This is a genomic window from Mycobacterium pinniadriaticum, assembly GCF_026242045.1.
Taxonomy (GTDB): Bacteria; Actinomycetota; Actinomycetes; order Mycobacteriales; family Mycobacteriaceae; genus Mycobacterium; species Mycobacterium pinniadriaticum.
In genome coordinates, this window is record NZ_JAPJDO010000001.1 from 348,750 (window position 1) to 370,733 (window position 21,984).

The window sequence follows — 21,984 nt, forward strand, 5'->3', positions numbered from 1 at the left end:
GCGTTAGACGTTGGTCTGCTGGCCGAAGAATCCCTCGACGGCCTGTAGCAGCACGAGCACCTCGATCAACGCCGCCGTGGTGACCAGCCCGGCGTTGGCGGCGATCGGGAGGCCGATCGCGTTGATCAGGCCGTTGATCACATCGCCGCTGATCGCCTGCTGAATGCCGTCCAGGAACAGGGTCGCATCATAGGCGGGCAAGACGGTGACGATCGCGTTGACGATATCGGCCGTCGGCAGCAGGGCCGCGTACAGCGACGCGGCGGCGTTGGAGATGAACAGGGCGGTGTCGGTGATCACCGTCTGCAGTGCCGTGATGATGCTGGCCGGGGTAGGCGGCGGTGCTAGCGAGCTCGGCTCGGGGAGCTTCAGCGACGCGAGCTCCTGCCACATCACCCCGCCGGGACTGACGTCGGCGACGAAGTCCTTGATGCCCTGCTCGACGCCGGCAAAGAACAGGTTGGCCACCTCGCCCCAGTTGACGTCGGGGATGATCCCGAAGGTCGTCTGCTGGTTGGCGAAACCCTCATTGGACCAGCCATATTGGGGGTCACCGTAGCCGAGGTTGACGATCACCTTCAGGGCGGGCTGCAGCAGGTCCGCCAACGGAGTGCCGATGACAGGAAGCAGTCGCAGCGGCTCCAGCAGCGGCAGGTTCTGGGTGGGGATGATGTAGTAGTGCTGGGTCGCCGACGTGGTCGGCAGGGCGATGGCCGAATCGACCTGTTCCTGCGTGAGGTCGGCGTACTTGGTGTGCACGAAGATGATGCCCAGTCCGGCGTTGAGCACCGACAGAATATTGAGCGGGTAGCGCGGGAAGTCGGCAAACCCGTCGTATTCCTGCGTGTAATTCGTTGTCGGGAACAGATTTTCGGGCGTGGCGCCGTAGAAATTGAGACCGAGGCTCGGCAGTTGCAGCCCGGGGAAGCGAGACAATAAGCCCCCGTTGGGGTTCATCTCGTTGCCCACCAGGACGAATTCGACCGGTGTGTCCGCCGGGAGCTGACTCATGATCAGCGAGGAGATGATGGCGCTCTGCGAATAGCCGAACACCGTGGCGGTATTGCCGGCGGCGACCTGTTCGGCGATCGCCGCCGCGAGAATCTGAAGCCCCTGATCGACCGACACGTTCAGCGGCAGGCTCTTGACCCCGGTGATCGGATACAGCCCCTCGGGAGTGTCCAGCTGGAAGGGGACCGTTCCGGCCGGGCTGTTGGGTGCGACGTAGAGGTTGAACACATCCTGGATGTAGGTGGGCGACGGGATCGGGACGCCGCTGGGTCCCATGATCAACGCCGTGTTCTGCGCGGCCAGCGCCTGCACCGAGGCTTCCGGCACCAACGAGGCCGCCGCGGCGGGCCGAGCCGAGACACCGGTGTCGCGGCGGCTGTAGGCCAGTGCCGCCAACTCCAGCGGTGATTCGGCGGGCACCGCGGGGGTCTCCGGCTCCGACGGTTCGGCTGCGGCCGCCGGGGTGGACGCCACCTTGGTCAGCGTGCCCACCGTCGACTGGGCCCGCACCGTACTGGTGGGGCGCGACCGCCCCGACGCCGCCACGGCTCCCGGGGCGGTGTGCTTGGCCGGACCACCGGCGGAGGTGGAGTCACCGGACGCCGAGCGGGCGGAGCCGGCATGCGCCGACGAGCCGCCCGAACCGGAACTGTCGGCCCAGGCCACCGCCGCGCCGTTGAACGCCGCGGCGCCCACTCCCAGCGCAAGCGCCAACCCGCCAACCCGACCGATGAAACCTGCTGCGCTCACGAACGCCCCTTGTGTCGACAACCACGTGCTGTGGCGAAGACTAGTGTTTCCTCACCACGTTCGCTGTCAGTTGCCCCGGTGTTGCTTCCGGTGTTGGTTCTGATCTCGATTTTCGGTCGATTTCAGGTCGACGGCGCTCACCGGAACCGAGGATGAGCTTTTGCTGCCCGATCGTTTCGGCAACCTTTGGCGAGGTCAGATGGCGGGGCCGAGCAGGTCGTCGGCATCTTTGATGACGTAGCCGTAGCCCTGTTCGGCCAGGAACCGCTGCCGGTGTGCGGCGTACTCGGCGTCGAGGCTGTCACGGGAGACCACCGAATAGAACACCGCGCCGCCGCCGTCGTGTTTGGGCCGAAGTAGCCGGCCCAGCCGCTGTGCCTCTTCCTGGCGCGAACCGAATGTTCCCGAAACCTGCACCGCCACTGAGGCTTCCGGTAGGTCGATGGAGAAGTTCGCCACCTTGGAGACCACCAGCGTCTTCACCTCGCCGCTGCGGAACGCATCGAAAAGCGCCTCACGCTCGGCGTTCTTGGTCGAGCCCTGTATCACCGGCGCATTCAGTTCGGCGCCGAGTTCGTCGAGTTGGTCGAGATAGGCGCCGATCACCAGCGTCGGCTCGTCGGGGTGTTTGGCCAGAATCGATTTGACCACCGCGATCTTCGAGTGCGCGGTCGAGCACAACCGGTAGCGCTCTTCGGGTTCGGCGACCGCGTAGAGCATCCGCTCGTTGTCGGTCATCGTGACGCGGACCTCGATGCACTCCGCGGGCGCGATCCAGCCCTGTGCCTCGATGTCCTTCCACGGCGCGTCGTACCGCTTGGGGCCGATCAGACTGAACACGTCACCCTCGCGGCCGTCCTCGCGGATCAGCGTCGCGGTGAGTCCGAGCCGCCGACGCGACTGCAGGTCGGCCGTCATCCGGAACACCGGTGCGGGCAGCAGGTGTACCTCGTCGTAGATGATCAGTCCCCAATCCCGGCTGTCGAACAGTTCCAGATGCCGGTACTCACCCTTGGTGCGCCGGGTGATCACCTGGTAGGTGGCGATGGTGACCGGCCGAATCTCCTTGCGCTCGCCGGAATACTCGCCGATCTCGTCCTCGGTCAGCGATGTCCGCGCGATCAGTTCGCGCTTCCACTGCCGGCCCGCGACGGTGTTGGTGACCAGGATCAGCGTCGTCGCCCCGGCCTTGGCCATCGCGGCCGCGCCCACCAGCGTCTTGCCCGCCCCACACGGCAGCACGACCACACCCGAGCCGCCGTCCCAGAACGAGTCGGCGGCCATCTGCTGATAGTCGCGTAGCTGCCAGCCGTCCTGAGCCAGCTCGATCGGGTGGGCCTCGCCGTTGACGTAGCCGGCCAGGTCCTCGGCCGGCCAGCCGATCTTCAGCAGCATCTGCTTGACCCGGCCGCGCTCGCTGGGATGGACGATGACGGTGTCATCGTCGATGCGTGCCCCCAGCATCGGGGCGATCTTCTTGTTGCGCAGCACCTCTTCGAGCACCGCCCGGTCGAGGCTCACCAGGACCAGGCCGTGCACCGGACTCTTGACCAGCTGCAGCCGGCCGTAGCGGGCCATCGTGTCGACGATGTCGACCAGCAGCGGCTGCGGCACCGCATAACGCGAGAAGCTGACCAGCGCATCGACCACCTGTTCGGCGTCGTGACCTGCGGCGCGGGCGTTCCACAACGCCAGCGGAGTGATCCGGTAGGTGTGGATGTGCTCCGGTGCGCGTTCCAGCTCGGCGAATGGTGCGATCGCCGCCCTGGCCGCGCCGGCCAGCTCGTGGTCGACCTCGAGCAGCACGGTCTTGTCGGATTGGACGATCAGCGGGCCGTCTGTCATGCGCCGCTCCTCCTCATCGCTGCGCTCTGCATCGTCGCCGGCGGTCGGTCACGTGTCTACCTGCCAAAAGCTCATAACCGCCCATTATCCAGCGTCGGCCGACATCACCGATGTCACGCGGTGCACGGCGAACTCGCGCGGGCGGCCCTGAGTGGGGTCCCAGGCCAGCAGCTGACCACCGCTCACCGTGAGCGGGCGCACCACCCGCTGGCTGGCCACACCGGCGGCGTCGACGTAGCCGATCACCACATCCTTGTGCTCGACGGCCGCCTGCTGCAGCAGCGCCATCGATACCGCCGGGTCCAGCCGGACGTTGGCGAACGGGGTGGAGGAATCCACCCGGCGCAGCATCGCGACCACGGACGCCAGTGTCTCCGCACTCGGCTTGGGCAGCGCGCGGAACAACCGGCGGTGTTGGGGGGTCGACACCCGTGCGCCGCGCTGACGAAGGTCGACGATTGCGCCAGAGGAATCCTCGGCGGCCGGGGCGAACCCGGCCGCCCGCAACGCGGCGAGCAGCTCGCCGATCGGCGCCTGCGATACGGCCACCGTCGGAGCCAGCAGCCGCACCTCGAAGTGTCCCAGCGCCGGAGCCGCCACCGCGTGGGCCAGCAGGGTCGGATCCTCGCACCGAAGGAATGACGACGCCATGCCGACGCGCAGCTGACCGTGCCGTCGGGCGACATCGTTGATCAGATACGTCAAGCCCTGGGGGACAGTGGTTTTCGAATGGCGTTCGAAGAAGGCGTGGAGCGCTCCCGCCGTCCGTCCGGTGTCCAGCGCATGCCGGATCGACGCCTCGCTGACCCGGTACACCATCGCGGCGCCAGCCGATTCCACCGCGGCCACCGCCGCGAGTTCATCGGCCAGGTCGCGTTGCAGGGGCCCCGGGACCACCACGGTCAGGTCGGCCTGGACCAGGAAATGGTCGATCGGTGGGGGCAGGACGTTGTCCATCGCCTCGATGGCGGCATCCTCGTCACCGGTCAGCAGTACCCGAGCCGGGGTGGTAGCCGCGCCCCGGCCGACCAGGCCCAGCGTGTGCGCCTCGTCGAGCAGGTGCCCGACCGGTTCGGGCTGCAGCCGCGCCGCCCACCGGGGGCGGCGCCAGATCAGGGCCCGTGAGGCCCGCAGCGCATCCACGCCGGAGCCGGGCGGCAGGTCTGCCAACAGGTCCAGCAACAGCCGCCGATCCAGTGGAGCCGCGGTCGAGTACAGCGAATCAGACAGTGCTGCATAGGGTTTGCCGTCAGGTCCGCGGCTGCCGATCAGGCCGGGGCGGGACGGTAATTCCAGCCAGGTGGTGGCGAGTAAATACCAGCGGGCCGCAGTCGGTGTCTCCAGGAAGCGATCCGCGGCCACCGTGGGCGTCCAGTACGGACCGGACCCATCCGATGGCTCCGGCTCGGGTGATCCGCTGGCGATCAGACCGGCCGCCGAGCTGAGCTCGAGGACCAGCCCGAGGCGTTGTTCGTCGATCCCGGTGAGCTTGCTGAGCCGCTTGGCCTCCCGAACCCCCAACCCGCCGCTGCGCAGCTCGGGAACGGGTGCCGCGGAAAGGCTTTCGATCACCAGCTCGATCTCACGAATCAGGTCCAGCAGGGCCCCGGCCGCGGCGGCGTCGACGTCGGAGACGGTGGTGGTGCCGGCCACCGGGTCCGGCTCGGTCAAGTGCACCGGGCCGGGCTCTTCGCCACGAAGCACCTGACCTACCTGGCGCGGCAAGATCACGGTCTCGGCGTCGAGCTGTCGCAGCAGACCTGCCACCAGCAGCCGGGGCACCGGTCGGTCGGTGGGTGCGCCCGGTGCGGCATCGCGGGTGCGGCCCACCGGCGAACCCGTCAACAGCCGCTCCAGCAACTCCAGTTGGGGTTCGTCCAGCGCGTCGATGGCCGCCGCGATCTCGGCGCCGGACCGTGAGGAGTCCTCCAGGATGGCTTGCCCGGGGTACCACGGCAGCCCGGCGGCGGCCTCGGCTGACACCCGAACCGCGGTATCGCCCCATACCAGGGCTCGTTGGGATAGATCGTCCAACGCGACCGACACCGCCTGCCCGTCGGCACGGTCCCCGATCAGCGCGATCAGCTTGGCAACGGGGACGGCGGCGGCCTCGGCATGCAGCACCAACAGCGCATCCAGGATCGCAAGCCGCAGGAAGTCCAGCTCGTCGGTGGCGGCCTTGACCGACTGGCGCGCCACCGCGCGGGCCGCCAGGGCCGCGATGCTGCCGGGTGCGGGTTGGGCGAGATCCGGCCGGAGTTCCAAGAGGCGGATCAGCCGGTCGTCGGGCAGATCCGCCAGCCAGGCGCCCAGCGGAACACCTTGGGCCGTTTCCCGGGTCGCATCGCTCCTGCCCGCCGGTGCTGATCCCCGGGTCGCTTCGCTCCTGCCCGCCGGGCCGGACTGTTCAGTCATTGTTGACCAGCGTAAAACAGCCGCCTGTGTGCACAAGCTGGCCGCAAGAGTGTCAGAATGTTGCCGTGGCTGAGAAGAAGACCAGGTATGTCGACAATGGGTGGCCGACGAGCGACCCCGATGACCACGCCGTGAGCGAGCTGGCCGCCGATCGGGTGGGCGCGCTCTCTCCGTTCGGTGACATCACGTTCCCGCTGCCCGCCTCGGACCTGCCGTATCTGCACCCGGTCACCGTCGTCAACAAGTAACGGTGACCAGCGGACCGCAGCCTCGGCTCTCGCACCTCGACGAGCACGGGGCGGCGCGCATGGTCGACGTCACGGAAAAGGCCGCCACCACCCGCACCGCGTTGGCTGCCGGAACCGTCCGCACCACTGCCGAGGTGGTCGCACTCATCGCCTCCGGCGGTCTGCCCAAGGGGGACGCGCTGGCGACCGCGCGGGTGGCCGGAATCCTGGCCGCCAAACGCACCAGTGACCTGATCCCGCTGTGCCATCACCTCGCTCTGACCGGGGTGGACATCGAGTTTGCGATCGGGGAGTCCGAGGTGGGCGTGACCGCGTCGGTGCGGACCACGGACCGCACCGGCGTCGAGATGGAGGCGTTGACCGCGGTCAGTGTGGCGGCCCTGACCGTCTACGACATGATCAAGGCCGTCGACCCCGCGGCCCGCCTCGACGACATTCGGGTGGTGCGCAAGGAGGGCGGCAAGACCGGCTTGTGGGTGCGCCCGACGTGAACGACGCTGGCCGGTCCGCGCGGGTTGTGATCGCCTCCACCAGGGCCGCGACCGGTGTCTACGAAGACCGGTGCGGGCCCATCGTCGTCGCCTGGCTGGCCCAGCGTGGGTTCGCCGTCCCCGACCCGATCGTGGTGGTCGACGGCAGCGCGGTGGGTGACGCGCTGCGTGCGGCGATCGACGCCGGGGCCGAGGTCGTGATCACCTCCGGCGGAACTGGCATATCGCCGACCGACGCCACGCCGGAGTCCACGCTCAGTGTCTTGGACTATCAGATCCCGGGGCTGGCCGACGCCATCCGCCGCTCAGGGCTACCGAAGGTGCCGACATCGGTGCTGTCCCGCGGGGTCTGCGGAGTCGCTGGGCGCACGCTGGTGGTGAACCTGCCCGGATCACCGGGTGGGGTACGCGACGGCTTGTCGGTGCTCGCCGACGTTCTCGACCATGCGCTCGACCAACTGGCCGGAGGAGACCACCGCTCATGACACGCATCCTGCGGGCCGCGCTCGTCGAAGGGCCCATCTCGTTGACCGAACACGAGGAACTCGTGGCCAACGATGCCGCCGGCGCGGTCGTCGGCTTCTCCGGGGTGGTACGCAACCACGACGGCGGCCGGGAGGTGGTACGGCTGGAGTACTCCGCGCACCCGCTCGCCGAACAGACGTTGTTCGAGGCGCTTGCTGAGGTGGCGGCGCGCGCCACCGGTGTCCGAGCGATGGCCGCCAGCCATCGAGTCGGCACGCTCAACGTCGGCGATGCCGCGCTGGTGGCGGCCGTCGCCGCCGACCACCGAGGAGCGGCATTCGAGGTGTGTGCACGCCTCGTCGATACCGTCAAAGAGCGGTTACCGGTGTGGAAGCACCAGTTCTTCGCCGACGGAACCGACGAATGGGTGAACTCGGCCTGAGGGACTACTGAGCCGGTGCCGGTGCCGGGGGAGCGAGCACCGGAGCGTTCGGATCGGCGGGTGCCGGTGCCGGGGGAGCGAGCACCGGAGCGTTCGGATCCGCGGGTGCCGGTGCCGGGGCATTCGGATCAAACGGCGGAGTGCCCATGCTCGGGTCGTTGGTCACCGGGGTGCTCAGCGGACGCTGGGTGAGCGCGAGCAGCGCATCACCCCTGCTGACCTGCTGAGTCTGGACCGCGTGCCACAGTTCCTTGAGGTAGGTCATGTTCGGACCGTCCTGCGGGCCTTCCGGTGTGTCGCTGGTCCCGGGCGGAAGGTTCTCCGGACTCGACAGGTGCGGAACGCCGTCCGGCAGTTGAGCGGCCGGGGCAGCGACGACGTCGGTGCCCGGAGCGGGCGCCGCGGCCGGATCGGCCGGTGCCGGAGCCGGCGGCAAGACCGGGGGAATCGCCGGATCGGCCGGGTCGCCCGGGGCCTGCGGCAGGAAGTGGATCGACGAGGCCTGCACCGTGACAGCCTGCTCGTCGGGGTTCGCCGGCGCCTCGGGCGCGGGTGCCGGCAACGCGGCGTCGACGATCGGCTCGGCCGCCGGCGGGTCGATCTGCTGGGAGACCGCGACAACATCGGGCTGCGGAGCCGGCGGCAGGTCAACCGGAGCCGGCGGCAGGTCTGCCGGAGCGGGTGGGAGGTCTGCCGGAGCCGGGGGAAGGTCCTGCGGGGCCGGGGGGAGGTCGGCGGGGGCTGGGGCCGGCGGCAGGTCAACCGGGGCCGGCGGGAGGTCTGCCGGAGCATCCGGGGCCGGGGCGTCGGGCATCGGGGCGTCGAGGGCGACTGCTTCAGCCGGCGGAGCGTCCGGAGCAGGCTCGTTGACGACGTTGCGCGGTGTCGCACCCGACAGGCCGCGACCGCACACCGGCCACGCACCGCGGCCCTGAGTGGCCAGTACGTGCTCGGCAATGGCGATCTGCTGGTCGCGGCTGGCCAGATTGGCGGCCGCGGCGTATTGCTTCCCGCCGTGCGCGGCCCAGGTGCCGGGGGAGAACTGCAGACCACCCTGATAACCGTTGCCGGTGTTGATGGCCCAGTTCCCGCCGGACTCGCAGCGCGCTACCTGATCCCATTCGGCATCGGGAGCGGCCTGAGCCTGACCGGCGAAGGCGATGCTGCCGCCGCCGATCACAGCACCCGTGACCGCGATCTTGGCGACGCTGACTGACGATGAAGTGGGCTTGCGATGCCGTCCACTCATAGGTCGGTGTATTCCTCTCTTCAATGCGCCTGCGAGGTCAGCTGTCGGGTTCGGGCTGGAGAGGTCGCCCGGCCTCGGTCGTTTCGGGGAAACGACTTCGACTTCACCCCTAGGAACCGCGTGCGGTTCCTGGTCCGCTCTTCGGTGGACCGGTGGGTCCCCCGCCGCCATCCATGGTTCTCGTTGGTCTCTCCGCTCCTTGGATGGAGCTCAGCGCTGAGAGCGGAGAGGGCCTGCCCCGGTGTTGAGGGGGTGGGCCTGGCAGAGACGCTAACGGCAAGCGAGAGTGCCGTCACCTTTTGCAAATTCGGGCGTTTCTGCTAGTGGCAAACCTTATAAAAGGATAAAGACCCATGAAACGTCGGCGTTCGCCCAGGTAATTCAGGCACTAAACCGCGTTGTGGCCATCTCGTGATCTGATCGTGATGTGACGCAAATCACGATCACCCGCCGGCGAACGGGGGTAACACGTCGAGGGTCTGGCCCGATCGCAGTTCGATGGCCTGATTCCGAACCGCGATGCCGTCGCACAGGTATGAACACCGCTGTAACACCCGTGCCAATTCATCACTGCGGCAACACAGTTGGCCCACCACGTCGGCAACCGTCGCGCCCTGTCGCACGTTGAGCAGGTCCGACTCCGCACCAGCGGCGGCCCGGGCTGCGGCGAAGAAGCGCACTGTCACCGCCACCGGCTCGGTCATCTCAGCCACCGATCGCGCTCATCGGCCGGTGTGGTTGAACGAATCCGGGATCGTTGATGCCGTGCCCGGCCGCCTTGCGCCACATCGCGGCACGCCAGACCAGCTCCAGCGCGTCATCGTCGGCGCCGTTGCGCAACAGCGTCCGCAGGTCGGATTCCTCGGCGGCGAACAGACAGTTGCGGATCTGCCCATCGGCGGTCAATCGGGTCCGATCGCAGGCCGAGCAGAACGCGTGCGATACCGACGCGATGATGCCCACCGTGGCGGGTCCACCGTTGACCTGCCACAGCTGGGCCGGGGCCGACCCTCGTGGCGCGGGGTCGGCGCTCAGGTCGAAGCGCTCGGCCAACGCCGCGAAGATCTCGTCAGCCCCCAGGCTGACATCACGACGCCATAGGTGATCGGCGTCGAGTGGCATCTGCTCGATGATGCGCAGCTGGTAGCCGTACCGCAGGCAGTAATCCAGCAGCTCGACGGCGTCCGTCAGGCCGCTGTCCGGATCCAGCACCGCGTTGACTTTCACCGGTCCCAATCCCGCGGCCGCTGCCGCGGCCAACCCGTCGAGAACATCGGGGAGCCGATCACGGCGGGTGATGGAGGCGAAGTGCGCGGCGTCGAGACTGTCCAGCGAGACGTTGACGCGGTCGAGGCCGGCGTCGACCAGTGCCTGGGCGCGGCGGGCCAGTCCTACTCCGTTGGTGGTCAGCGCGATCTCCGGGCGCGGGCTCAGCGCCGCCGCGGCGGCTACCACTTCTTCCAGTCCGCGATACAGCAACGGCTCGCCACCGGTGAACCGGACATTGGTGATTCCGAGCCGGGTCACCGCCAGCGCCAGCAGCCGCGTCAGCTCATCGCGGGTCAGCAGCTCGTCGCCGGGCAGCCAGTCCAAGCCCTCGGCGGGCATGCAATAGGTACAGCGCAGATTGCACCGATCGGTCAGAGACACCCGCAGATCGGTGGCCACGCGGCCGAACGTGTCGATCAGGGGGCCGCTGCGCGGCATGTCGGTCTGGAGTTCGCCGGGGTCCCGGCGGATCGCGGGCAGGCCAAGCGCGGTCAGTGTCACGCCGGCACCTGAGCCTGGTCGACCGGGACGATCTCCTTGCCCAACGGCACCAGCGAGACCGGGATGAGTTTGAGATTGGCCAGCGCCAGCGGAATCCCGATGATCGTGATCGCCATCGCCGCGGCGCTGACCAGGTGACCGATCGCCAGCCACAGTCCGAACAGCAGCACCCAGATCACATTGCCCACCAGAGCGCCCGGGCGCGGACCGGGCTTCTCGACGATCGTCCGCCCGAACGGCCACAGCGCATAGTTGGCGATGCGCAGCGATGCGAAGCCGAAGGGAATGGTGATGATCAGGATGAAGCAGACAAGCGCGGCCAGCAGGTAACCGAGGGCCAGCCAGAGACCGCCGAACAGCAACCAGATGACGTTCAAGATCAGGCGCATGTCTCCTCCAGCGGTTTGCCCAGCCTACAGAACTAAACAGGGGTGCTGGGCGCACCTGTTCCCGAGTAGGATCACCGAACACGCGTCCTGCACCGGCGGGACGCTTCGTCATGTTGTCACGGACCCGTCAGACAAGCAGGTGAGACCAGTGCCGACCGGCAAGGTGAAGTGGTACGACGCCGAGAAGGGATTCGGCTTCCTGTCCCAGGAGGACGGCGAGGACGTCTATGTCCGCGCGTCGGCGCTGCCCGCAGGTGTCGAGGGTCTCAAGGCCGGCCAGCGGGTGGAGTTCGGCTTGGCCTCCGGACGCCGCGGGCCGCAGGCGTTGAGCGTCAAGCTCATCGACCCGCCACCGAGCCTGACCCGGACGCGGCGTGAGGCCACCCCGGTCGAACGCAAGCACACCCCGGACGAATTACACGGCATGGTCGAGGACATGATCACGCTGCTGGAGGGCGCGGTGCAGCCCGAGCTGCGCAAGGGCCGCTACCCGGACCGCAAGGTCGCCCGACGGGTTTCCGAAGTGGTGAAGGCGGTCGCGCGGGAGCTGGACGCGTAGAACACTGGTCGGGTGGGTGCTTATGTCGCCGGCGGCGGCGAGTTCAAACGCGATACCAACTACATCACCACCAGGATCACCGCTGACGGCGCCGACGGGTATCCCGTCGAGCCCGGCCGCTACCGATTGATCGTCGCGCGTGCCTGCCCGTGGGCAAACCGGACGATCATCGTTCGCCGGCTGCTCGGCCTGGAGGATGTGCTGTCGATTGGGTTCTGCGGGCCGACCCACGACGAACGCAGCTGGACCTTCGACCTCGACCCGGGTGGGGTCGATCCGGTGCTCGAGATCCCGCGGCTGCAGGACGCCTATTTTGCTCGGATTCCCGACTATCCCAAGGGCATCACCGTCCCGGCGATCGTGGAAGTATCCACCGGTCAGGTGGTCACCAACGACTTTGCGCAGATGACGCTCGACTTCTCCACCGAGTGGCGGGCCTACCACCGCCACGGTGCCCCCGAGCTCTATCCGGAGCCGCTGCGCGATGAGATCGACGAGGTGGCGCACCGGGTCTATACCGAGGTCAACAACGGCGTGTACCGCTGCGGGTTTGCCGGCGCGCAGGAGTCCTATGAAAAGGCCTACGATCGGTTGTTCGCCGCGCTGGACTGGCTCTCAGACCGGCTGACCGACCGGCGATACCTGGTTGGCGACACCATCACCGAAGCCGATGTGCGGCTGTTCACCACGCTGGCCCGCTTCGATCCCGTCTACCACGGCCACTTCAAGTGCAACCGGGCCAAGCTGGCCGAGATGCCGGTGCTGTGGGCCTATGCCCGAGACCTCTTCCAGACACCGGGATTCGGCGACACGACCGACTTCGTCCAGATCAAGCAGCACTACTACATCGTGCATGCCGACATCAATCCCACCCGGATCGTTCCGAAGGGGCCCGACTTGTCCGGCTGGTTGACGCCGCATGGTCGAGAAGCCTTGGGCGGCAGGCCGTTCGGTGATGGAACTCCGCCCGGCCCGACGCGCGAGGGTGAGCGGGTGCCCGATCAGTTCTAGCGCGAACGTCGACTGGTTGTCGGGTATCCGTGCCGACTACCTCGAGAATTCGACGTTCGTCAGACTGGAGCGCCTGCCGCCCGCAACGCATCTACGACGCGGGCCACAAGCACCGCAGGTCGGTATCGAAGTAGATCCGCGCTGACGCGTACGATCCGCCAGCGTCGCGCTTCAAGTTCCGCGAGTCGGTCGATATCCCGCGTGCGCTGTTCCGGGTCTGTCCAATGGTGGGCACCGTCGAATTCGACGCCGACCAGAAATTCTTCCCAGCCCATGTCAATTCGGGCGATCAAACACCCGCCATCGAACACGGGGATCTGCGTTCGCAGTTGCGCAAGACCGGCGGCAACCAATACGAGGCGGGTGCGGGTCTCCCACGGCGACTCCGATCCCGCGTCGACGCCCTGCCGCGAGAGCCTCGCTGGCCAGAAAGGGTCCAGTCAGATCGTTCAGCCGCCACGGTCCTGACATCGACCGACAGGAACGCCCGAACGTCGACTTGTTGTGCTCAGATCCCGCGACCGCCCGCAGCAACTCGACGTTCGTGCCCAAGAGCCCTAGTTCCAGACCAGGCGCACCGACCACTCCGCGTGCGGGGCGTCGCGCACTTCGCCGGTCTGGTCCTGCACCAGGGTGAGCAGCTGCACCACCACCCCGGTGAGCTTGCCGCGTTGCGGATCGACCGTCGGAATCGTCACGGCCAGTTGGGTATTGGGCCGGTAAAAAGCGCTGGTCGAATTGCGTTCGTCCTCGTAAACGCGCAACAGGCGCCACGGTGCCCGCCCGATGGCCGTCGGCACCGATAGCTGGACAGGATATCGCTCGGTGACCGCCAGCTCGCCCTGGGTCTGCGGGTTCTGGCAGTCGTTGAGGTTCACCACATTGCAGTACACAAACGGTCCGACCCGCACCGAGTGCCCGTGTGAATAGGCGCTGATCTCGGGCAGCCGCGATCCGGTGTCACGGGTCAGCGCCCAGGCGCCGACACCGGCGCCGACGGACGCCGCGACCACGAGCACCACCAGAAGCCAGCGGACCAATCGGGTCACCGGTTGGTCACCGCCGATGCCCCTTCCGGCTCGGCCAGCACCGGGCGATTGCCTCCGAAGCCGGGGATCAATGAATTGCCGCGGTAGCTGACGATCGTCTGGGCCAGGCCGAGGATCAGCAGCGAGCTGATCGCGGTGAAGCCGACCCACAGCTCGGTGTACACCAGCACTCCGATCGCGCCACCGAGCACCCAGGCCAACTGCAGCACCGACTCCGATCGGCCGAACGCCGAGGCCCGCGATTCCTCGGGCAGGTCATCCTGCAACGATGCGTCCAGCGACGCCTTGGCGATCGCGGTCGACGCCGAGGTGATCAACGCCGCCACCGCCGCGACAATCAGGTTGCCGGTGACCGCCGCCACCAACGCGGTCACTGTCACCGCGACCGTGGCGCGCGCGACGAGCATGGCCGGCCGGCCCAGCCGCATGCGTGCGGCGGTGAAGTTCCCCGCGAAGTTCCCGATCGCTGCTGCCGCCCCGATCAGGCCCAGCATGGCCAACTGCTCCCAGCCGCTGGCCTGGTGGGCCTTGGCGACGAATGCCGGGTACAGGAACAGGAACCCGACCATCGCCTTGATCGTGCAGTTACCCCACAGCGAGGTGATGGCGTTGCGGCCCAGCGGTTGTCGCGGCGCACCGGTCGTTTTGTCGTGCTCGTGGTGTGGCCATCCCAGCGGTTCGCTGTAGCCGTGATAGGTCAGGGTTGCCGGGACCTCACCCTCGGTCACCTCCACCCATCGCGGGATCCGCATCGACAGCGAGGCGCCCGCCAGCGAAACGAAGACGACGACGAACAACGCGCCCGGCAGTTGGAACACCGTGGTGAGCACGTACTCGACTCCGGCGGCGATGCCGCCGCCGACGATGGTCCCGCCGATCAGGCCGAACATCGTCAACCGTGAGTTCACCCGGACCAGGTCGATCGTCGGCGGCATCACCCGCGGAGTCACCGCGCTGCGCAGCACGCTGAAGGATTTGGACAACACCATCATCCCCAGCGCACAGGGATACAACACCCACGACGGATAGCTGCCGCTGGCACCGTCGTAGTCCATGATCAGCACGATCACCAGCGCAGTGCGCAGGATGAACGACATCGCCAGTGCCGCGCGCCTGCCGTGCTGGAGGCGGTCAAGCGCAGGCCCGATCAGCGGTGCGATCACCGCGAATGGCGCGATCGTGATGAGCAGGTAGAGCGCAACCTTGCCCTTGCTCTCCCCGGACGCGGCGGCGAAGAACAGCGTGTTGGCCAGGGCCACCGCCATCGCCGCGTCCACCGCGAAATTGGCCACTACCGGCCAGGTCAGTGCCGTCAGGCCGGACTTGTCGGCGCCGTCGGCCGTGGCCGCCCGATGCACCATCGAATACATCCGCGAGCCCATCTCGCGACTGCGCATCGCCGCGGCACGGGTGACGGTGACGCGTTCGCCGGCCGCGCCCCCGGCGCCGGGTGAGCCCGGCGGCGGGCCTGACAAGTTCTCGGTGCGCTGGTCCTGATCACCCAACGGCGGCAGATATCGGTTGGCACTGGGAATGGGGTTGGACCGCCGGGTGGCCCCGGAGGCGCGATAACCTTCCCCGTCGCTGGGGTAGTTCGCCATGCCGGGATGCTCGCCCGACACTCCCGGCGAATAGTGGCGATCCGGCCCGAATGCCGGATTCGTGCGGGGTTGGTCAGGCCGGGTTCCAGACACGCAACGATTGTCCCCCATGCCGGCACTTGGGGCGCGCACGTGACCGGTGTGGCTGCGCATGCCGACCTTGAGGCAAGATTGATGACGATGGACAGCTCGATCGACTCCGCAGAACCCACGGCACCCGCCCAAGCCGGCGCGCCGTCGAATGCGGTCGCCGCCGTACTGAGCGGTGCCGTGGAGCAGGCGCGACAGGCCATCGTGGAGTTCAGTGGCGACACGGTGGGCGAATACCTCGGCGTCGGCTTCGACGACGAGACCGCAGCCACACACCGCTTCCTGGCGAACATGCCGGGCTACCAGGGCTGGCAGTGGGCGGTCGTGGTGGCCGCCTGCCCCGGCGCCGACCACGCGACGGTCAGTGAAGTCGTGCTGGTGCCCGGCCCGACGGCCCTGCTGGCGCCGGCCTGGGTGCCCTGGGAAGAACGCGTCAAGCCCGGCGATCTGAGCCCCGGTGACCTGCTCGCGCCGGTGAAGGACGATCCGCGGCTCGCCCCGGGCTACACGGGGACCGGCGATCCCGCGATCGACGACATTGCCTACGAAGTAGGGTTCGGCCGCCGCCAGGTTCTCAGCGCCGGCGGGCGCGATGAAGCCGCACAGCGCTGGCACGACGGCGACCACGGCCCCGACGCGCCCATGGCCCGCGGGACCAAGCGGGTGTGTCGCGATTGCGGATTCATGGTTCCGCTGGCCGGAGCGCTCGGTGCCATGTTCGGGGTGTGCTGCAACGAGATGTCCGCCGACGCCCACGTCGTGGATTTCGAATACGGTTGCGGCGCGCATTCGGACACCCCGCCGCCACCGGGTAGCGGATCGCCGATGTACGACCCGTATGACGATGGTGTGCTCGAGGTCGTCGAGGCCGCCGCGGTCACCGAGACCGCAGAAACGGACTAGCGGGCTTAACTTTCGGCGGCCGCCTTGATGCGCGCCAGCGACGTGTTCATCCCGTCGAGCAGCTCCTTCTCGAAGCCCTCCACGCCGCCCAAGACCGCGTTGACCGTCATGGTGGAGACGGCTTTGACGCCGTTCTCGGCGTGTCGTGTCTCGATGACACGGGTGCCGGTGGCCGTCGGCTCCAACTCATAGCTCCACACGGTGTTGTTGGCGTTGACGCGGAAGGCAAGTTTGCGTTCCGGGATCAGCTCGGTGATCGTCGACGTCGTCGGCCAGAAGAGGTTGTTGCGCCGGTTCAGATTGAAGGTACGAGTACCCGGACGAACCGCACCCAATGCCTTCATCAGCCGGCACTGCGGGCTCCACTTGGGCATGTTGTTCAGGTCCGAGATCAGCGACCACACCCGGGTCACCGGGGCGTCGATATCGATCTCTGCTCGTAACAGTGGCGCTGCCATCACTTCTCCTCAGTTGTTGTCCGGATTAACGTGCGCGCGGCCCGAGTCCGGTCTGCGCACCGCGGGCGCCGCGTCGGGCAGCGGTGCGTTGCCACAGGAATATCGACGTGCCGAGCACTCCGGTGCCCAGTCCCGCGATTGTGATCGGGCGCCACGATTCCAGATCGCCGACCGTGAACGCGGCGAGGGTGGCCAGGGCCCACAGCACGGCACCGACGACGATCACGGGCCACGGATCCAGCAGCGCGGCGGGTAGCGCCGGCGGCTCGGGTTCGGCCATCGGCTCTCGCCTCGGCTCGCGCTGATCGGAAGGCATTGTCGTCCAAGGTAACCGATCGGGTTCACCGGCCGCAGTGCACCGCGGCAGTTGGCCGGTTCGTCGTCGAATGTCCATCGCGGTGTCGTAATGTTTGCGTCGTGAACGACGGTGACCAGCGGCTCGCCGGCGATTTGTCGCTGGCCGTCATGCGGTTGGCGCGTCAGCTACGCTTCCGCCGACCGGAGTCACCGGTTACGTTGTCGCAGCTGTCCGCCCTTGCCACCTTGGCCAAAGACGGGGCGATGACGCCCGGTGCGCTGGCCGACCGGGAACGTGTCCGACCACCCTCGATGACCCGCGTGATCGCGTCGCTCGCCGACCTCGGTCTTGTGGTGCGCACGTCTCATCCCGACGACGGGCGGCAGGTTCTCATCGCAGTGTCCGATGCCGGGGCGGACCTGGTTGCCAACGAGCGGCGGGCCAGCCAGGAGTGGCTCCTGAACCGGCTGGCGAACCTGGGCCGCGACGATCGCGACATCCTGTTGCGGGCCGCGGATCTGATGAGCGGGCTCGTCGACGAAGACGCGTGAGCGACAGGACTTCCGGCGGGACCGAAGGGCCCGGTGGTCCTGCCGTCATCGACATCACCGACCCCCGCGATCCGCGCGTCGACGACTTCCGCGACCTCAACAGCGTCGACCGCAGGCCCGACCTGCCCAGCGGCAAGGGGCTGGTGATCGCCGAGGGTGTGCTGGTGGTCCAGCGCATGATCGCCTCGCGGTTCCGCCCGCACGCTTTTCTGGGTACCGGCCGTCGCCTCGACGAACTGGCCGGTGACCTCGACTCCGTGCCGGCCCCGTTCTATCGCGCCTCGGCCGAGGTGATGGCAGACGTGGTGGGTTTCCACCTCAACCGGGGTGTGCTCGCGGCGGCGCGCCGTCCCCCCGAGCTGGCGGTGGCCGACGTGCTCGACGGCGCGCGGACGGTCGCCGTCCTGGAAGGGGTCAACGATCACGAAAACCTCGGGTCGATCTTCCGCAACGCGGCCGGGCTCGGCGTCGACGCCGTCATCTTCGGCGGCGGCTGCGCCGACCCCCTGTACCGGCGCGCGGTGCGGGTGTCGATGGGGCATGCGTTGTTGGTGCCGTTCGCCCGGGCGTCGCGGTGGCCGGCCGATCTCGGTGAGCTGAGCCGGCGCGGATTCCGGCTGCTGGCCATGACACCGGATTCCTCGGCGCAAACGCTGGCCGCGGCGATGGCCGGCCTGTCGGATCAGAAGGTCGCGGTGCTCGTCGGGGCGGAGGGGCCCGGGCTGACCGAGACGGTGATGCGGGCCAGCGACGTTCGGGTCCGCATCCCGATGTCACGCGGCACGGATTCACTCAATGTCGCCACCGCGGCGGCGCTGGCTTTCTATGAGCGGGCCAGCGGTGGCTAGGTTCGGAGGGCAGGAGCGAAGCGACCCGGGAAAGTAGGCTGCGGAGGGCAGGAGCGAAGCGGCCCGGGAAAGGGGGCTAGCCCATGAACGAGTCGACGCCATGGGGGACCGGCCTGACCGTGTCGGCCTTTGTCGCTGCGGTGACCGGTGCGGCGATCGTGGTGCTCAGTCTGGGCATGGTGCGAGTGCACCCGCTGGTGGCGATCGTGCTCAATCTGATTGCGGTCGGCGGGCTGGCGCCCACGCTGTGGGGCTGGCGGCGCATCCCGGTGCGACGCTGGTTCGTTCTGGGCGCCGGCATCGGTGTCGCCGGCGGCTGGTTGACGCTACTGGCGATGGCCGCCGCCCACTGACCGGCGAGCCGCGGATCAGCGCTCGCCGCTGGACCGCACACCCAGCAGGACGTCCTCCCAGCCGGGCACGGCGGGCTTGGCCTTCGCGCGCCTGGCCCGCGGGGCCGGCGGCTTAGCGGGAGCCGGCTTCTCCTCGACCGGGGTCGGCGCCGGTTGCGGTTGCTGTTCGAATTCCAGCTGCGCGACGGGAGCCACCGGTCGCAGCGGGCGTTCGAATTCCGGGTCGATCAGCTCGTTCGCGGCATCATCGAGGGCAGCCACCGTGCCGCCGTGCGCCCCGGGGCTGAAGCGGAAGTGCGCGACGTTGTCCGATAGGCCGACCTGCCAGGCCATCTGCACAATCCAGCGGCCGTCTTCGGCTCGCCAGGCGTCCCACGTCGGCTCATTGGGATTGAGACCGCGCGCGACCAGGGCGGCGGTGATGGTGTCGAGCAGCGTCGCCACGGACGGCCCGTCGGCGAGGACCGGATGGGCGGCGGTGGCCAGCTCGGCCGCCCGGGCCCGCTCCAGCAGCACGGGATGGGCGAAGCGCTCCACCTTGGTGATGTCCATGCCCGACGACTCGGCAACTTGTTCGACGGATGCACCCGCACGGATGCGCGCCTGAATATCTCTGGGCCGCAACACGCCTTTGACCTCTTTGTCCTTCAGGGTCTGGCCCAGCGACCGGTCGCCGCGGACCGCGGCGCGCAACCGGTCATCAAGCTGCACGGTGAACTTGTCGGCCGGGTCATGACCTTCGCAGATGATGTGCTTGCCGTCGACATCGAGCCCGATCACCCTGAGTTCTCGCATGTCGACCTCCTTCGTCGGGAACTTAACCCAGCCGCCGGAAGATAACGGTTAGGACACGCCGGTCACTGGGGACCTACTGGCCGAGACGTTCGACGACCCAGTCGACGCACTGGGTGAGCGCGGAGATGTCATCAGGTTCGATCGCCGGGAACATCGCGATCCGCAGCTGATTGCGGCCCAGCTTGCGGTAGGGCTCGGTGTCGACGATGCCGTTGGCCCGGAGCACCTTGGCCACCGCCGCGGCGTCGACCTCATCGGTGAAGTCGATGGTGCCCACGACCTGCGAACGCAGGGCGGGATCGCTGACGAACGGAGTGGCGTATGACGACGCCTCCGCCCACGAATAAAGCCGCTGTGACGAATCGGCCGTCCGCTTGACCGCCCAGTCCAAGCCGCCGTTGCCCAGCATCCAGTCGATCTGCTCGGCCATCAGCACCAGCGTCCCGATCGCCGGGGTGTTGTAGGTCTGGTTCTTGAGGCTGTTGTCCACCGCGATCGGCAGCGACAGGAAGTCGGGCACCCAACGCCCCGAGGCCGCGATGGACTCGATGCGCGCCAACGCGGCGGGGGACAGCACGGCCAGCCACAACCCGCCGTCACTGGCGAAGTTCTTCTGCGGCGCGAAGTAGTAGGCGTCGGCGTCGCTGATATCGACAGGCAGGCCGCCGGCGCCCGAGGTGGCGTCGATGAGGATCAGGGCGTCCCCGGAGTCCTTCGGGCGGCACACCGGGACGGCGACCCCGGTCGAGGTCTCGTTGTGCGCCCAGGCGATGGCGTCGACCGAGGGGTCGGACTGCGGTTGCGGGGCGCTGCCCGCGTCGGCCTTGAGGACGATCGGCTCCCCGATGAACGGGTTGGCGGTGGTGGCTGAGGCGAATTTGGCGGAGAACTCCCCGTAGGTGAGGTGCAGCGACCTCTTGTCGATCAGGCCGAACGCGGCAGCGTCCCAGAACGCGGTCGCGCCGCCGTTGCCGAGGACCACTTCGTATCCGTCGGGCAGCGAGAAGAATTCCCGCAGACCGTCGCGGACCCGCCCGACCAGGTTCTTCACCGGCGCCTGCCGGTGCGAGGTACCGAACAGCGCGGCGGAGTCGCTGAGTGCGTGCACCTGCTCGGGGCGCACCTTCGAGGGGCCGCAGCCGAAGCGCCCGTCGACGGGCTTGAGGTTGGCGGGGATCGTGAGCGAATCAGCCATGCCACCAGCCTAGGAGTCCGCGCGAGGGTCTTTGAAACAGAGGGGTACACCGAGGCGACACCGAGGTGTTCAGCAAACCCGAAAATGGGTATGGACAGGTATGCGATACCTGCGGTACCGTTTGGACAACATCCGCCCTAATGTAAACCTCTCTGAGGAGGCTGTCATGGCGAGAACTCGGCTGGTCAGGCGCTGGCGCCGCAATATGGAGGTCACCGACGACACCGAATATGTGGAGACCCTGGCCACCCTCTCTGCGGGCTCGGTGCGACGCAACTTCAACCCGTATACCGATATCGACTGGAACTCGCCCGAGTTCGCCGTGGTCTCCGATGACGAGCGCTGGATCCTGCCCGGCACCGACCCGATCGGTCGCCATCCCTGGTATCGCGCCCAGCCGAGGGACCGCCAGATCCAGATCGGCATGTGGCGGCAGGCCAACGTCGCCAAGGTCGGTCTTCAGTTCGAGTTGATCCTGGTGCGCGGGCTGATGAACTACGCGTCCTGGGTGCCCAACGGTTCACCGGAATATCGCTACTGTCTGCACGAATCGGTCGAAGAGTGCAACCACACCATGATGTTTCAGGAAATGGTGAACCGGATCGGCGCCGACACACCGGGCATGCCGCGGCTGCTGCGGTGGCTGTCACCGCTGATCCCGCTGGCCGCCGGGCCGTTGCCGATCCCGTTCTTCTTCGGTGTGCTCGCCGGGGAGGAACCCATCGACCACACCCAGAAGCTGGTGCTGCGCGAGGGTAAATCGCTGCATCCGATCATGGAGCGGGTGATGGCCATCCACGTCGCCGAGGAAGCCCGCCACATCTCCTTTGCTCACGAGTACTTGCGCAAGCGGGTGCCGCACATGCGCGCGCGCAAGCGGTTCAACCTGTCCCTGACCGTCCCGATCATCATGCGCATCCTGTGCCAGGCGATCGTGGTGCCGCCCAAGGCGTTCTGGACGGAATTCGACATCCCGCGAGCGGTGCGCAAGGAGCTGTTCTTCCGGTCGCCGGAATCCCGGCAGTTCCTGCGTGACATGTTCGGCGACGTCCGGATGTTGTGTCACGACACCGGGCTGATGAACCCGCTGGCAAAGCTCATGTGGCGGATCTGCAAGATCGACGGGCCACCGAGCCGCTACCGCAGCGAACCGCAACGCGCGCATGTCGTGAGCGCCGCGTAGGACCGACTCGCCGCC

24 protein-coding genes, 1 pseudogene and 1 riboswitch are annotated in these 21,984 nt (G+C 67.9%); of the genes and pseudogenes, 11 read left to right on the forward strand and 14 right to left on the reverse strand.

The annotated features are described in order from the left end of the window. Positions 1-3: 3 nt before the first annotated feature. The 3 genes from ORI27_RS01795 to ORI27_RS01805 form a co-directional block, all read right to left on the reverse strand. Positions 4-1,761: a PE-PPE domain-containing protein gene (locus tag ORI27_RS01795; protein ID WP_265994504.1), complete on the reverse strand. Its 1,758-nt coding sequence runs from the start codon at positions 1,759-1,761 to the stop codon at positions 4-6. 195 nt (positions 1,762-1,956) lie between these two features. After that, the gene (locus tag ORI27_RS01800; RefSeq protein WP_265994503.1) at positions 1,957-3,606 is read right to left on the reverse strand and encodes a DNA repair helicase XPB; all 1,650 of its coding nucleotides are present in this window, start codon (positions 3,604-3,606) and stop codon (positions 1,957-1,959) included. 84 nt (positions 3,607-3,690) lie between these two features. Further along, positions 3,691-6,021: a helicase-associated domain-containing protein gene (locus tag ORI27_RS01805; RefSeq protein WP_265994502.1), complete on the reverse strand. Its 2,331-nt coding sequence runs from the start codon at positions 6,019-6,021 to the stop codon at positions 3,691-3,693. A 65-nt stretch (positions 6,022-6,086) separates the two neighbouring features. Here ORI27_RS01805 and ORI27_RS01810 point away from each other — a divergent pair, with 65 nt between their 5' ends. From ORI27_RS01810 to ORI27_RS01825, 4 genes are read left to right on the forward strand one after another with little or no spacing between them, the layout of a single operon-like run. After that, on the forward strand, positions 6,087-6,269 hold the full coding sequence (locus tag ORI27_RS01810; RefSeq protein WP_265994501.1) for a hypothetical protein: 183 nt from the start codon (positions 6,087-6,089) through the stop codon (positions 6,267-6,269). 59 nt (positions 6,270-6,328) lie between these two features. Beyond that, positions 6,329-6,760, forward strand: a complete 432-nt coding sequence (gene moaC, locus ORI27_RS01815; protein WP_323055526.1) for a cyclic pyranopterin monophosphate synthase MoaC — start codon at positions 6,329-6,331, stop codon at positions 6,758-6,760. Further along, positions 6,757-7,245, forward strand: coding sequence for a MogA/MoaB family molybdenum cofactor biosynthesis protein (locus ORI27_RS01820; RefSeq protein ID WP_265994499.1), 489 nt, complete (start codon positions 6,757-6,759; stop codon positions 7,243-7,245). Before moaC ends, ORI27_RS01820 begins: the two co-directional genes overlap by 4 nt. Continuing rightward, positions 7,242-7,667: a molybdenum cofactor biosynthesis protein MoaE gene (locus ORI27_RS01825; RefSeq protein WP_265994498.1), complete on the forward strand. Its 426-nt coding sequence runs from the start codon at positions 7,242-7,244 to the stop codon at positions 7,665-7,667. The genes ORI27_RS01820 and ORI27_RS01825 overlap by 4 nt, the downstream gene beginning before the upstream one ends. 4 nt (positions 7,668-7,671) lie before the next feature. Here ORI27_RS01825 and ORI27_RS01830 read toward each other — a convergent pair whose 3' ends face one another. The 4 genes from ORI27_RS01830 to ORI27_RS01845 all read right to left on the reverse strand — a co-directional run bounded on the left by ORI27_RS01830 (position 7,672) and on the right by ORI27_RS01845 (position 11,075). Next, positions 7,672-8,916, reverse strand: coding sequence for a transglycosylase family protein (locus ORI27_RS01830; protein ID WP_265994497.1), 1,245 nt, complete (start codon positions 8,914-8,916; stop codon positions 7,672-7,674). A gap of 9 nt (positions 8,917-8,925) precedes the next feature. Then, positions 8,926-9,111, reverse strand: a riboswitch (cyclic di-AMP (ydaO/yuaA leader). Positions 9,112-9,359: 248 nt separating this feature from the next. Further along, on the reverse strand, positions 9,360-9,620 hold the full coding sequence (locus tag ORI27_RS01835; protein ID WP_265994496.1) for a MoaD/ThiS family protein: 261 nt from the start codon (positions 9,618-9,620) through the stop codon (positions 9,360-9,362). Position 9,621: 1 nt separating this feature from the next. After that, the gene (gene moaA, locus ORI27_RS01840; protein ID WP_407666187.1) at positions 9,622-10,686 is read right to left on the reverse strand and encodes a GTP 3',8-cyclase MoaA; all 1,065 of its coding nucleotides are present in this window, start codon (positions 10,684-10,686) and stop codon (positions 9,622-9,624) included. Continuing rightward, positions 10,683-11,075, reverse strand: coding sequence for a YccF domain-containing protein (locus tag ORI27_RS01845; protein ID WP_265994495.1), 393 nt, complete (start codon positions 11,073-11,075; stop codon positions 10,683-10,685). The genes moaA and ORI27_RS01845 overlap by 4 nt, the downstream gene beginning before the upstream one ends. Positions 11,076-11,223: 148 nt before the next feature. On the opposite strand from ORI27_RS01845, the gene ORI27_RS01850 reads away from it, so the two are divergent. Then, on the forward strand, positions 11,224-11,634 hold the full coding sequence (locus ORI27_RS01850; protein WP_265994494.1) for a cold-shock protein: 411 nt from the start codon (positions 11,224-11,226) through the stop codon (positions 11,632-11,634). A 12-nt stretch (positions 11,635-11,646) separates the two neighbouring features. Next, positions 11,647-12,645: a glutathione S-transferase family protein gene (locus ORI27_RS01855; protein WP_265994493.1), complete on the forward strand. Its 999-nt coding sequence runs from the start codon at positions 11,647-11,649 to the stop codon at positions 12,643-12,645. 59 nt (positions 12,646-12,704) lie between these two features. On the opposite strand, the pseudogene ORI27_RS01860 reads toward ORI27_RS01855, so the two are convergent. The 3 genes and pseudogenes from ORI27_RS01860 to ORI27_RS01870 form a co-directional block, all read right to left on the reverse strand. Next, positions 12,705-13,046: pseudogene (locus ORI27_RS01860) on the reverse strand (endonuclease domain-containing protein); the annotation flags it as partial. A 156-nt stretch (positions 13,047-13,202) separates the two neighbouring features. Beyond that, on the reverse strand, positions 13,203-13,694 hold the full coding sequence (locus ORI27_RS01865; RefSeq protein ID WP_265994492.1) for a DUF2771 domain-containing protein: 492 nt from the start codon (positions 13,692-13,694) through the stop codon (positions 13,203-13,205). Then, positions 13,691-15,295 (reverse strand): MFS transporter, encoded by a 1,605-nt coding sequence (locus ORI27_RS01870; RefSeq protein ID WP_265994839.1) that lies wholly within the window; start codon positions 15,293-15,295, stop codon positions 13,691-13,693. The genes ORI27_RS01865 and ORI27_RS01870 overlap by 4 nt, the downstream gene beginning before the upstream one ends. Before the next feature lie 141 nt (positions 15,296-15,436). On the opposite strand from ORI27_RS01870, the gene ORI27_RS01875 reads away from it, so the two are divergent. Beyond that, positions 15,437-16,288 carry a DUF3027 domain-containing protein gene (locus ORI27_RS01875; protein ID WP_407666200.1) on the forward strand — a complete coding sequence of 284 codons (852 nt, stop codon included), beginning with the start codon at positions 15,437-15,439 and terminating at the stop codon, positions 16,286-16,288. Between the two features lie 5 nt (positions 16,289-16,293). On the opposite strand, the gene ORI27_RS01880 is transcribed toward ORI27_RS01875, so the two are convergent. Both ORI27_RS01880 and ORI27_RS01885 read right to left on the reverse strand, forming a co-directional pair. Continuing rightward, positions 16,294-16,746: an SRPBCC family protein gene (locus ORI27_RS01880; protein WP_265994490.1), complete on the reverse strand. Its 453-nt coding sequence runs from the start codon at positions 16,744-16,746 to the stop codon at positions 16,294-16,296. 25 nt (positions 16,747-16,771) lie between these two features. Then, positions 16,772-17,026 carry a DUF2530 domain-containing protein gene (locus ORI27_RS01885; protein WP_265994489.1) on the reverse strand — a complete coding sequence of 85 codons (255 nt, stop codon included), beginning with the start codon at positions 17,024-17,026 and terminating at the stop codon, positions 16,772-16,774. 137 nt (positions 17,027-17,163) lie between these two features. Here ORI27_RS01885 and ORI27_RS01890 point away from each other — a divergent pair, with 137 nt between their 5' ends. The 3 genes from ORI27_RS01890 (at position 17,164) to ORI27_RS01900 (ending at position 18,796) form a co-directional block, all read left to right on the forward strand. Next, positions 17,164-17,595 carry an Rv0880 family HTH-type transcriptional regulator gene (locus ORI27_RS01890; protein ID WP_265994488.1) on the forward strand — a complete coding sequence of 144 codons (432 nt, stop codon included), beginning with the start codon at positions 17,164-17,166 and terminating at the stop codon, positions 17,593-17,595. Next, positions 17,592-18,443 (forward strand): TrmH family RNA methyltransferase, encoded by an 852-nt coding sequence (locus ORI27_RS01895; RefSeq protein ID WP_265994487.1) that lies wholly within the window; start codon positions 17,592-17,594, stop codon positions 18,441-18,443. The genes ORI27_RS01890 and ORI27_RS01895 overlap by 4 nt, the downstream gene beginning before the upstream one ends. A gap of 83 nt (positions 18,444-18,526) precedes the next feature. Then, positions 18,527-18,796, forward strand: a complete 270-nt coding sequence (locus tag ORI27_RS01900; RefSeq protein WP_265994486.1) for a DUF2537 domain-containing protein — start codon at positions 18,527-18,529, stop codon at positions 18,794-18,796. Between the two features lie 15 nt (positions 18,797-18,811). Here the strand turns inward: ORI27_RS01900 and sepH are convergent, their stop codons facing one another. Together sepH and serC are read right to left on the reverse strand one after the other, a co-directional pair. After that, the gene (gene sepH / locus ORI27_RS01905) at positions 18,812-19,591 is read right to left on the reverse strand and encodes a septation protein SepH (protein ID WP_265994484.1); all 780 of its coding nucleotides are present in this window, start codon (positions 19,589-19,591) and stop codon (positions 18,812-18,814) included. A 73-nt stretch (positions 19,592-19,664) separates the two neighbouring features. Beyond that, entirely contained in the window at positions 19,665-20,786 is a 1,122-nt protein-coding gene (gene serC, locus ORI27_RS01910; protein WP_265994483.1) for a phosphoserine transaminase, read from the reverse strand. Positions 20,787-20,952: 166 nt separating this feature from the next. On the opposite strand from serC, the gene ORI27_RS01915 reads away from it, so the two are divergent. After that, the gene (locus ORI27_RS01915; protein ID WP_265994482.1) at positions 20,953-21,969 is read left to right on the forward strand and encodes an AurF N-oxygenase family protein; all 1,017 of its coding nucleotides are present in this window, start codon (positions 20,953-20,955) and stop codon (positions 21,967-21,969) included. Positions 21,970-21,984: the final 15 nt, after the last annotated feature.